Source organism: Stenotrophomonas sp. 05L414_2 (assembly GCF_056397905.1).
Map to the genome: position 1 here is coordinate 1 of NZ_JBFTOJ010000147.1, position 10,565 is coordinate 10,565.

At 67.3% G+C, this 10,565-nt stretch carries 11 protein-coding genes; 5 read left to right on the plus strand and 6 right to left on the minus strand.

All coding sequences use genetic code 11. The annotated features are described in order from the left end of the window. Nucleotides 1-55 precede the first annotated feature (55 nt). The 4 genes from fghA to AC1DJN_RS17320 all read right to left on the minus strand — a co-directional run bounded on the left by fghA (nucleotide 56) and on the right by AC1DJN_RS17320 (nucleotide 3,350). The gene (gene fghA / locus AC1DJN_RS17305) at nucleotides 56-886 is read right to left on the minus strand and encodes an S-formylglutathione hydrolase (protein WP_478039581.1); all 831 of its coding nucleotides are present in this window, start codon (nucleotides 884-886) and stop codon (nucleotides 56-58) included. A gap of 50 nt (nucleotides 887-936) precedes the next feature. Beyond that, on the minus strand, nucleotides 937-2,046 hold the full coding sequence (locus AC1DJN_RS17310; protein WP_025874089.1) for an S-(hydroxymethyl)glutathione dehydrogenase/class III alcohol dehydrogenase: 1,110 nt from the start codon (nucleotides 2,044-2,046) through the stop codon (nucleotides 937-939). A gap of 63 nt (nucleotides 2,047-2,109) precedes the next feature. After that, nucleotides 2,110-2,385 carry a formaldehyde-responsive transcriptional repressor FrmR gene (gene frmR / locus AC1DJN_RS17315; RefSeq protein WP_005411009.1) on the minus strand — a complete coding sequence of 92 codons (276 nt, stop codon included), beginning with the start codon at nucleotides 2,383-2,385 and terminating at the stop codon, nucleotides 2,110-2,112. 56 nt (nucleotides 2,386-2,441) lie between these two features. After that, nucleotides 2,442-3,350 carry a LysR family transcriptional regulator gene (locus tag AC1DJN_RS17320; protein ID WP_032975409.1) on the minus strand — a complete coding sequence of 303 codons (909 nt, stop codon included), beginning with the start codon at nucleotides 3,348-3,350 and terminating at the stop codon, nucleotides 2,442-2,444. Between the two features lie 131 nt (nucleotides 3,351-3,481). Between AC1DJN_RS17320 and AC1DJN_RS17325 the strand changes: the two genes are divergently transcribed. Further along, complete coding sequence (locus tag AC1DJN_RS17325; RefSeq protein WP_032975408.1) at nucleotides 3,482-4,585, plus strand: alkene reductase; 1,104 nt, start codon at nucleotides 3,482-3,484, stop codon at nucleotides 4,583-4,585. 108 nt (nucleotides 4,586-4,693) lie between these two features. Continuing rightward, nucleotides 4,694-5,110, plus strand: a complete 417-nt coding sequence (locus AC1DJN_RS17330) for a VOC family protein (RefSeq protein ID WP_032975407.1) — start codon at nucleotides 4,694-4,696, stop codon at nucleotides 5,108-5,110. Between the two features lie 67 nt (nucleotides 5,111-5,177). Here AC1DJN_RS17330 and AC1DJN_RS17335 read toward each other — a convergent pair whose 3' ends face one another. Continuing rightward, on the minus strand, nucleotides 5,178-6,062 hold the full coding sequence (locus AC1DJN_RS17335; RefSeq protein WP_025874084.1) for a LysR family transcriptional regulator: 885 nt from the start codon (nucleotides 6,060-6,062) through the stop codon (nucleotides 5,178-5,180). A 107-nt stretch (nucleotides 6,063-6,169) separates the two neighbouring features. Here AC1DJN_RS17335 and AC1DJN_RS17340 point away from each other — a divergent pair, with 107 nt between their 5' ends. After that, nucleotides 6,170-7,222 carry an NAD(P)-dependent alcohol dehydrogenase gene (locus tag AC1DJN_RS17340; protein ID WP_478039584.1) on the plus strand — a complete coding sequence of 351 codons (1,053 nt, stop codon included), beginning with the start codon at nucleotides 6,170-6,172 and terminating at the stop codon, nucleotides 7,220-7,222. Nucleotides 7,223-7,339: 117 nt separating this feature from the next. Here the strand turns inward: AC1DJN_RS17340 and AC1DJN_RS17345 are convergent, their stop codons facing one another. Beyond that, nucleotides 7,340-8,704, minus strand: coding sequence for a glutamate--cysteine ligase (locus tag AC1DJN_RS17345; RefSeq protein ID WP_025874082.1), 1,365 nt, complete (start codon nucleotides 8,702-8,704; stop codon nucleotides 7,340-7,342). 152 nt (nucleotides 8,705-8,856) lie between these two features. Here AC1DJN_RS17345 and AC1DJN_RS17350 point away from each other — a divergent pair, with 152 nt between their 5' ends. Continuing rightward, nucleotides 8,857-9,561 carry a VIT1/CCC1 transporter family protein gene (locus AC1DJN_RS17350; protein WP_033831997.1) on the plus strand — a complete coding sequence of 235 codons (705 nt, stop codon included), beginning with the start codon at nucleotides 8,857-8,859 and terminating at the stop codon, nucleotides 9,559-9,561. Further along, a complete protein-coding gene (locus AC1DJN_RS17355) occupies nucleotides 9,558-10,382 on the plus strand; it encodes a helix-turn-helix transcriptional regulator (protein ID WP_442251456.1) in 825 nt (274 codons plus the stop codon). The genes AC1DJN_RS17350 and AC1DJN_RS17355 overlap by 4 nt, the downstream gene beginning before the upstream one ends. The last annotated feature ends 183 nt before the right edge of the window (nucleotides 10,383-10,565 follow it).

Below are 10,565 nucleotides of genomic sequence, written 5' to 3' on the forward strand. Positions count from 1 at the left end.
AGGGAATCACGGGTCTGCAGGTTGCCGGCCAGCGGCCGGCACTACCAGCAAAACGTCAGGCGTGCAGCGCGCGGGCGTGGTGCGCGATGTGCTCGCCGATGAAGCTGGCGATGAAGTAATAGCTGTGGTCGTAGCCGGGCTGCAGGCGCAGGCTCAGCGGATGACCGGCAGCATCGCAGGCCTGCTGCAGGCGCTGCGGCTGCAGCTGGCTGTGCAGGAACTCATCCCCCTCGCCCTGGTCAACCAGCAGCGGCAAGCGCTCGCCGGCGTGGGCCACAAGTTCGCAGGCATCCCACTGCGCCCAGTCGGCCGGGTTGTCACCAAGGTAGGCGGCGAATGCCTTCTRCCCCCACGGCACGTGGCTGGGTGCCACGATCGGCGAGAACGCCGACACGCTGCGGTAGCGGCCGGAGTTGCGCAGCGCGATCACCAGCGCGCCATGGCCGCCCATCGAATGGCCACTGATGCCTCGTGCGTCGGTGGCCGGGAAACCCGCCTCGATCAACGCCGGCAGCTCGTGAGCGACGTAGTCGTGCATGCGGTAGTGCTTGGCCCACGGCTGCTGTGTGGCGTTGAGATAGAAACCCGCGCCCTTGCCCAGGTCATAGCCCTCGGCATCGGCCACGTCATCGCCGCGTGGGCTGGTGTCCGGGGCGACGATGATCACGCCGTGCTCGGCCGCATAGCGTTGCGCGCCGGCCTTGGTGATGAAGTTCTGCTCGGTGCAGGTCAGCCCGCTCAGCCAGTACAGCACCGGCAGCTTCCGGGTTTCCGCCTGCGGCGGCAGGTACACGGCGAACTGCATGTCGCAGCCCAGCGTGGTCGAATGATGGCGGTAGACATCCTGCCAACCGCCGGCACAGGCGCGGTGTTCGATACGTTCCATGAGGTTTCCTCCCGAGGGACGGCAGGCAGGCGCCTGCCGCCCGGCGCGGCTCAGTAGTGGACGACCGAACGGATCGACTTGCCTTCATGCATCAGGTCGAAGGCTTCGTTGATCTTGTCCAGGTCCATGGTGTGGGTGACGAACGGGGCCAGCTCGATATCGCCCTTCATCGCGTCTTCGACCATGCCCGGCAGCTGGCTGCGGCCCTTCACGCCACCAAACGCGGTGCCCATCCACTTGCGGCCGGTGACCAGCTGGAACGGGCGGGTGGAGATTTCCTGACCGGCACCGGCCACGCCGATCACCACGCTCTGGCCCCAGCCACGGTGCGCGCATTCCAGCGCCGCACGCATCACGTTGACGTTGCCGATGCACTCGAAGCTGTGGTCCACGCCCCAGGTGGTCATCTCCACGATCACCTGCTGGATCGGCTTGTCGAAGTCCTTCGGGTTGATGCAGTCGGTGGCGCCGAATTCGCGGGCCAGCTCGAACTTGGACGGGTTGGTGTCCACCGCGATGATGCGCCCGGCCTTGGCCTGGCGCGCACCCTGGATGACCGCAAGGCCGATGCCGCCCAGGCCGAACACGGCCACGCTGTCGCCTTCCTGCACCTTGGCGGTGTTGTGCACCGCGCCGATGCCGGTGGTCACGCCGCAGCCGAGCAGGCAGACATGCTCCGGGTTCGCTTCCGGGTTGATCTTCGCCAGCGACACCTCGGCAACGACGGTGTATTCGCTGAAGGTCGAGCAGCCCATGTAGTGGTAGATCGGCTCGCCGTTGTAGCTGAAGCGGCTGGTGCCATCGGGCATCACGCCCTTGCCCTGGGTGGCACGCACCGACACGCACAGGTTGGTCTTGCCGCTCTTGCAGAACAGGCATTCACCACATTCGGCGGTGTACAGCGGAATGACGTGGTCACCCGGCTTGACGCTGGTCACGCCCTCGCCCACCTCCACCACGATGCCGGCGCCTTCATGGCCCAGCACCACCGGGAACAGGCCTTCCGGATCATCGCCGGACAGGGTGAACGCATCGGTGTGGCAGACACCGGTGTGGGTGATCTTGACCAGCACTTCGCCCGCCTTCGGCGGGGCGACGTCGATCTCGACGATCTGCAGCGGCTGGCCGGGACCAAAGGCGACGGCGGCACGGGATTTCATGATGGCACTCTCCAGAAAGGGCTTGCGGAAAACAGGATGCGCGGCGCTGTGTCGCGCCGTCGTTCACTTCAGGTACGAGCGGATCAACGCGCTCATGTCGCGCACGCGTTCGGCGCGTTGTTCATCGGAGGCGGCGGGCTGGCCGAACTCCTCGCGCAGGTGCGCTTCCATCACTTCGGACATCAGGCCGTTGACCGCGCCACGGATGGCGGCGATCTGCTGCAGCACCGGCCCGCAGTCGGCGCCGGCTTCCAGCGCGCGGTCCAGCGCATCGCACTGGCCGCGGATGCGGCGCACGCGGGCCAGAACCTTCTTTTTCTCTTCGGGAGAGTGCGGCATCGCTGGCCGGCCTCGGAACTATACTGGGGGATAGTATACAGGAGCCGATCCGGACCTCAATCAAAGGCCCCCTCTGCGGCCAGCCGGGTCAGCTCTTCCACCACGTAACGCACCTTCGGTCGCAGATGCCGCGTCTGTGGCCACAGCGCATGGATGTCCACATGGTGCTGCGTGCAGTGGTCCAGTACCGACTGCAACGCACCGGATTCCAGGTGATGGCGCACCAGTGACATCGGCATCTGGCAGATCCCCAACCCGGCGATGGCCCCCTCGATCACCGCATCGCCATCATTGAGCTGATGGGTGGCACTGGGGATGAAGCTGCCGTTGGTGCCCTCGCTGCCGATCCGCCACGCCACCGACTGGCCATGACGGAAGCCGACCACGCTGCGATGGTCGCGCAGTTCGTCCAGCGTCTGCGGCACACCATAGGCCTGCAGGTAGGCCGGCGACGCGCAGGTCACCAGGCGCTGGCTGGCCAGCTTGCGCGCGACCAGGTGCTCGGCGTGATGCAGACCGCCAAAGCGGATCAGCAGGTCGATGCCCTCTTCCACCGGATCAACGAAGTGATCGGTGAAGGTCATCGTCAACTGCAGGTCCGGGTGTTCATTGCACATGCGCAGCAGTACCGGCAGCACCACCAGCCGCCCGAACGAGGACGGCATGTCGATGCGCAGGCGGCCGCTCGGCAGATGCGCAGCCGAGCCCAGGCAGGCTTCGGCCGCCGCGATTTCATCCAGGGCCGCGGCGCAGGAGGCGTAGTACGCCTCGCCGTCGGTGGTCAGCGCGATGCGCCGGGTGGTGCGATGGAACAGGCGCACGCCCAGCCGCGCCTCCAGCCGGGCGATGGCCTTGCCGACCGCCGAGCGGGAGATGCCCAGCGCGTCGGCGGCCTCGGTGAAGGTGGCCGAGCGCGCCGTGGTGACGAAGGTCGCCAGGCCATTCAGGGATTCGACGGGAAGCATCGGCAGGCTCGCTCATTGGGGACAGATTGTCCCGCCTGACGGGAAATCTACCGCCTTTATGTGCCCGCATGTCACCTCCATCATGGTGCTGTCGCGCCGTTGGCGCCCTCCCCCGCTCCGAGATGACTGACATGACCGCCGCCCTGTTCCGCCCCTTCGACCTCGCTGGACTACCCCTGCACAACCGCATCGCGATGGCGCCGATGACCCGCGCCCGCAACCCCGGCGCCGTCGCCAATGCACTGACCGCCCAGTATTACCGGCAGCGCGCCAGCGCCGGCCTGATCATCAGCGAAGGCACGCCGGTGTCGGCGCAGGGCCAGGGTTACATCGACGTGCCGGGCATCTGGTCGGCCGAGCAGGTGGCCGGTTGGACGCTTGTCACCGACGCTGTACACGCTGCGCAGGGTGCGATCTTCGCGCAGCTGTGGCACGTCGGCCGCATGTCACACGCCTCGCTGCAGCCCGACGGCGGCCAGCCGGTAAGCGCCGGCACGCGGCCGGTGGCGAGCGATCCGAAGAACACCTCGTTCGTGTACCTGGACGACGGCAGCCGTGGCCATGCCGATCCGACACCGCCGCGTGCACTCAGCACGGAAGAAGTACCGGGCATCGTCGCCGACTTCGTGCAGGGTGCCGACAACGCGATCGCCGCCGGCTTCGATGGCATCGAACTGCATGCGGCAAACGGCTATCTGTTCGAGCAGTTCCTCAACCCGGTCACCAATGACCGGCAGGACGTGTACGGCGGTTCGCTGCGCAACCGCGCGCGGCTGATCCTGGACACCGTGGATGCGATGGCCGCGCGCATCGGCGCGCACCGCATCGGCGTGCGCCTTGCGCCGAACAGCCAGGTCTTCGACATGCCCGCCTATGCGGAGAACGAAGCCAGCTATCTGTACCTGGCCGAGGAACTGGGCAAGCGCGGGCTGGCCTATGTGCATCTGAACGACAACTACCTGCACGGCGCACCGGTGATCGGCGAGGCCTTCCTCAAGGCCTTCAAGCAGGCCTATGGCGGCACGGTGATCCTGGCCGGCGGCATGACCCGCGAACGCGCCCTGCGGCTGGTCGAGGAAGGCATCATCGATCTGGCCGCCTTCGGCCAACCATTCATCGCCAACCCGGATCTGGTCGAGCGCCTGCAGCGCGATGTCCCGCTGGCCATCCCCGACCGCAGCACTTATTACGGCGGCGGCAGCGAGGGCTACCTCGACTACCCGCCGGCCCCGTAGATCCACGCCACGCGTGGATGCGCTGCACCGGCCACCGCCGGTGTGCCGCGCCTTGATCCTGCCGGGCCATGAGCGCATCGTGGCCCGGCCCGACCTCGGTCCTGCCCCATGAACGCCTCCGCCGCCTCCTTCATCGTCAACCTCGACGTCCCTGACATCACCGCCGCCGAAGCCTTCTACACCCAGGCCTTTGGCCTGCGCAGCGGCCGCCGCCTCGGCCCCGGCGCGCTGGAACTGCTCGGTGGCCCCACGCCGCTGTACCTGYTGCAGAACGACGCCGGCAGCGCAGCGACCGATGACGGCGATGTGCGCGATTACGAGCGCCACTGGACGCCCGTGCATCTGGACTGGGTGGTCGCTGACATCGACGCGGCGCTTGCCCGCGCGGTTGCGGCCGGAGCCGTGCTCGAACATCCCATCCGCGAACGCCGCTGGGGAAAGATCGCCGTGCTGTCCGATCCGTTCGGCCATGGCTTCTGCCTGATCCAGTTCAGCGATGCAGGGTATGACGCGCTGGTCGAATGAATTGGTCACTGCGTAGCGGGCGCCAATCCACGCATGGCGTGGATCTACTGACGCGGGTGATCGCGATTCACTCGCGCAGCATGTCCACGAACGCACGCAGCGCACCGGGCATCTGCCGCTGCTTCGGGTAATACAGCGCAAACCCGGCGAACGGTTCGCTCCAATCTTCCAGCACCGCCACCAGTCGGCCGTCGTCCAGATACGGCCGCGCGGTGTCTTCCAGCACATAGGCCAGGCCGATGCCATCGAGCACCGCGCCAACCACGGTGCCCTGCTCGCACAGCGTCAGTCGACCCGGTACGTCGATCTCCAGGGTCTGGCCATCGCGTTCGAACTGCCACTTGTACAGATGGCCGCTGGCGAAACGGAAACGTACGCACTCGTGCGCGGCCAGGTCGCGCGGATGCTGCGGGGCCGGCCGGCGCCGCAGGTACTCGGGTGAACCAACAATCAAGCCGCGCAGCGGCGGCCCCATCGGCACCGCCACCATGTCCTCGGGCACGAACTCGTGCAGGCGCACGCCAGCGTCGTAGCCCTCGGCAACGATATCGACCAGACCATCGTTCTCGGTCAGCTCCACCCGTACGTCCGGATGCGCGTGCAGGAACCGCGCCAGCCGCGGCCCCAACTGGGTCGCCACCGCCGCCCGCGTCGCATTGATCCGCAGCAGGCCGGCCGGCACCGCGCGGAAGTGGTTCATTTCCTCCAGCGCGTCATGCACCTGCCCCAGCGCCGGCTGCAGGCGCTCCAGCAGGCGCTGCCCGGCCTCGGTCAGGGCCACGCTGCGGGTGGTACGGTGGAACAGGCCCACCCCCAGCCGTTCCTCCAGCGCGCGGATCGCATAGCTCACCGCCGAGGTCGACAGGGCCAGTTCGGCACCGGCGCGGCGGAAACTGCGGTGGCGGGCGACCGCAGCGAAGGCGGCCAGGTGGGTCAGGTTGTCAGTGGCCATGATTGTGCAGTCTGCCTTGATGAATCATGCCGATATATCCGCTTCTTACCCCGAGGTACGGAGCGTATTGTAAAACGCCTTTCGACAAACCCTGCCAAGGATTCCCCATGTCCCTCGCCCGTGGTTACGCCGCCCACACCCATACCGACCCGCTGGTGCCCTTCGAATTCGAGCGCCGCGCGGTTGGCCCGAACGATGTGCGCATCGAGATCCTGTACAGCGGCATCTGCCATTCCGACCTGCACCAGGCACGCGACGACTGGGGTGGCTCGATCTACCCGATGGTGCCGGGCCACGAGATCATCGGCCGGGTCACCGAAGTCGGCAGCGAGGTCACCCGCTTCAAGGTCGGCGACCACGCCGGTGTCGGCTGCATGGTCGACTCCTGCCGCCATTGCGATGCCTGCCAGCACGACCTGGAGCAGTACTGCGCCGAAGGTGCGACCTGGACCTACAACGGCCGCGAGCGTGAAAGCGGCGCACCGACCTACGGCGGCTATTCCGACCACGTGGTGGTCGAGCAGCGCTTCGTGGTCAAGGTCTCCGAAACGCTGGACCTGAAGGCAGCCGCGCCGCTGCTGTGCGCCGGCATCACCACCTGGTCGCCGCTGCGCCACTGGAAGGTCGGCCCGGGCCAGAAGGTCGGCGTGATCGGTCTGGGTGGCCTCGGCCACATGGGCGTGAAGTTCGCCAAGGCGCTCGGCGCACACGTGGTGATGATCACCACCACCCCGGAAAAGGGTGCCGAYGCCAAGCGCCTGGGCGCTGACGAAGTGCTGGTTTCGCGCGATGCCGASCAGATGAAGGCGCATGCCGGCAGCTTCGAYTTCCTGCTCAACACCATCCCGGTSAGCCAYGACACCAACCCGTACATGGGCCTGCTCAAGCGCGAAGCGACCATGTGCCTGGTCGGTGTGCTGACCGAACTGGACCCGCCGTTGACCGGTGGCAGCGTGATCTTCGGTCGCAGGAACCTGACCGGCTCGGCGATCGGCGGCATGGCCGAAACCCAGGAGATGATGGACTTCTGCGCCGAGCACGGCATCGTCAGCGACGTGGAGATGATCGACATCAAGAACGTCAACGAAGCCTGGGAGCGCATGGCCAAGAACGATGTGCGCTACCGCTTCGTGATCGACATGGCCACCATCAAGGCCTGATCGCTGCGCTGATGGAATGAAGAAACCCCGGCATTGCCGGGGTTTTTTTTGCGTACGCCACCCGCCGGGCATGGCCCGGCGCTACCGGATTCGTGGCGGGTAGCGCCGGGCGCATTTTCAGTACGCGAACTCGCGGAACACCGGGTCGACGTCGCCGTGCCAGCGGCCATGGAACAGCGCCAGCTTGCGCTCGGCGGGGGTCAGGCCGGACTCGACGATTTCCTGCAGCACGTCCAGGAACTTGCTTTCATCCTGGCCATCGGCATTGCGCGCCGCACGGCGCTTGAGCCCGTCCACCGAAATCTTCACCGCCTCGCGGGCGAGGTCGCGCACGGTGCCACCGCGGAACGGCAGGCCCATCGCGTGCTTGGGCACGCCATCACGCAGCGCATGGCGCTCGGCCAGGCTGAAGTCACGCACCAGATCCCACGCCGCATCCAGCGCCGTGTCGTCGTACAGCAGGCCCACCCAGAAGGCCGGCAGCGCACACAGGCGGCTCCACGGGCCACCATCGGCACCGCGCATTTCCAGGTACTTCTTCAACCGCACTTCCGGGAACGCGGTCGTGGTGTGGTCCGACCAGTCGCGCAGGGTCGGCAGCTGACCCGGCAGCACGGGCAGCTTGCCCTGCATGAAGTCGCGGAAGCTCTGCCCGCTTGCATCGTGGTAGATGCCATCGCGGTAGGAGAAATACATCGGCACATCGAGCAGGTAGTCGACATAGCGCTCGTAACCGAAGCCATCCTCGAACACGAAGTCGAGCATGCCGGTACGGTCGGCATCGGTATCGGTCCAGATGTGCGAGCGGTAGCTGAGGTAGCCGTTCGGCTTGCCTTCGGTGAACGGCGAGTCGGCGAACAGTGCGGTGGCGATCGGCTGCAGCGCCAACGACACACGGAACTTCTTCACCATGTCCGCTTCGCTGGCGTAATCCAGGTTCACCTGCACGGTGCAGGTGCGGGTCATCATGTCCAGGCCGAGCGAACCGACCTTGGGCATGTACGAGCGCATGATCTTGTAGCGGCCCTTGGGCATCCACGGCATTTCATCGCGCGTCCACTTCGGCTGGAAGCCCATGCCGAGGAAACCCAGCTGCAGTTCGCCGGCCACCTGCGCCACTTCATTGAGGTGGGTGCCGGTTTCCACGCAGGTCTGGTGAATGGTTTCCAGCGCCGCACCGGACAGCTCCAGCTGGCCCGCCGGCTCCAGGGTCACCGAGGCGCCATCACGCAGCAGGGCGATGGTGTTGCCGTTCTCCTGCACCGGCGTCCAGCCGAAGCGGACCAGGCCGTTGAGCAGGGCCTCGATGCCGCGCTCGCCATCGAAGGTCGGCGGACGCAGGTCATCCAGGCGGAACCCGAACTTCTCGTGCTCGGTACCGATGCGCCACTGCGAACGGGGCTTCTCGCCGGAGGCGATCTCCGCCACCAGTTGCGAGCGGTCGGTAATGGGCGTATCGGCGACGTGGCTGGGGCTCGACAAGGGGGTGGCTCGCTGGACGGTGGCAGGGGATGTGGGGCTGGGAGCCTTGCATCGCAAGGGCGCACTATAGCGTGGCGGCTCGTTACGTCATGCGACGGTGACGGGTTTCAGCATCCTACCGACACCCTCTTGACCCTCGTACACTCAGGGCCATGAGCCGCCATTCACGACATCCCGAGCTGCACCGTGCCGATCGCGTCGGCTGGCTGCGGGCCGCCGTACTGGGCGCCAACGATGGCATTGTCTCGGTCGCCGGCCTGGTGGTCGGCGTGGCCGCCAGCGGCGCCTCGGCCAGCACGATCCTGGCCACCGGCGTGGCCGGCACCGTGGCCGGCGCGATGTCGATGGCCGCCGGCGAGTATGTGTCGGTGCAGACCCAGGCCGATACCGAAAATGCCGATCTGGCGATGGAGAAGCGCGAGCTGCACGAAGACCCGCACAGCGAACTGGACGAACTGACCGCGATCTACCGCCATCGCGGGCTGGAGCCGGCGTTGGCGCGCCAGGTTGCCGAACAGCTGACCGCCCACGACGCGCTGGGTGCCCACGCGCGCGACGAACTGGGCATCACCGAGGAACTGCGCGCGCGGCCGTTGCAGGCCGCATTGGCGTCGGCCGCCGCCTTCACCTGTGGCGCCGCGCTGCCGGTGCTGACCGCACTGCTAACGCCGGTACAGAACGTCGCCACGGCCACCACGGTCAGCACGCTGGCCGGCCTGTGCCTGACCGGCGCGATGGCGGCACGCGCCGGTGGCGCATCACCCACGCGCGGTGCCCTGCGCGTGATGTTCTGGGGTGCACTGGCGATGGCCGCCGCGGCCGCGGTCGGTCGCCTGCTGGGCGCACACGTCATATGACCGGCATGCCCCCCACCGCCATGGCACTACTGGCGGAGATGGCCAGCCTGGCCGGCTGCCAACGCGCTGAAGGCTATGCCTGCATCACCGCCCGCCGCGAGCACGGTGCCAGCTCGGTGGAGATTCCCCAGCCACAGTTCGCCATCCTGCTGGAAGGCCGCAAGCAGGTACGTACCGCCCACCAGTCGCTGACCTTCGTCCCGGGCGACATCCTGCTGATCACCCAGCGCTGCCGCATCGACGTGGTCAACACACCGGACCCGCAGACCGGACGCTACCTCAGCGCGATCGTGCCGCTGTGCACGGAAGTCCTGGCGGCGGCGCGCACGCTGTGGAGCGAGGCCTTGCCAACGGCCGGAGCGACGCTGGCCCGGGAGGCGCTGGGCGACCACGCCACGGTACTGCGCAGCTGGCGGCAGTCGTTGCAGGACGCCGACTACAGCGAAGCGCGGTTGGCGCTGGCCACGCTGGTGCTGGCGTGGTGCCGGCAGGGCCACGGCAACCTGCTGTTGCCGCACGCACCGACGCTGGGCGAGCAGATCCGCGACCGCATCGCCGCCGAACCGGCCCGCGACTGGCAGTCGCGCGACGTTGAGGCGCACTTCGCGCTGAGCGGTGCGACCCTGCGGCGGCGGTTGGCCGCCGAAGCCACCAGCCTGCGCCAGCTGCTGACCGAAGCGCGCCTGGCCCATGGCATGCAGCTGCTGTACACCACCGATCTGCCGTTGAAGACCGTGGCAGCACGCGCGGGGTATCGTTCCGCAGCGAGTTTCAGCAAGCGCTTCGCCGAGCAGTACGGGCTGGCTCCCACAGATATCTAGGGTTCTTCAGCAGGGCTGCGCCCTGCACCCGCAGAGGCAACGGCAACGGCAACAGCGACAGCAACAGCAACAGCATGCATTCCGTGGGATGGCGGGGCGGTGTCGGATTGCGGGGACGCCGTAAACCCATCCATGGGGGCTTGGCCGCGGCATCCATGCCGCGGACACCCCGCAATCCGACAC

Bases quoted from the DNA above. Each gene is read 5' to 3' on its own strand.
- AC1DJN_RS17320 (WP_032975409.1), bottom strand. From the start codon at position 3,350: ATGCTTCCCGTCGAATCCCTGAATGGCCTGGCGACCTTCGTCACCACG.
- AC1DJN_RS17335 (WP_025874084.1), bottom strand. From the start codon at position 6,062: ATGGCCACTGACAACCTGACCCACCTGGCCGCCTTCGCTGCGGTCGCC.
- AC1DJN_RS17325 (WP_032975408.1), top strand. From the start codon at position 3,482: ATGACCGCCGCCCTGTTCCGCCCCTTCGACCTCGCTGGACTACCCCTG.
- frmR (WP_005411009.1), bottom strand. From the start codon at position 2,385: ATGCCGCACTCTCCCGAAGAGAAAAAGAAGGTTCTGGCCCGCGTGCGC.
- AC1DJN_RS17355 (WP_442251456.1), top strand. From the start codon at position 9,558: ATGACCGGCATGCCCCCCACCGCCATGGCACTACTGGCGGAGATGGCC.
- AC1DJN_RS17310 (WP_025874089.1), bottom strand. From the start codon at position 2,046: ATGAAATCCCGTGCCGCCGTCGCCTTTGGTCCCGGCCAGCCGCTGCAG.
- AC1DJN_RS17350 (WP_033831997.1), top strand. From the start codon at position 8,857: ATGAGCCGCCATTCACGACATCCCGAGCTGCACCGTGCCGATCGCGTC.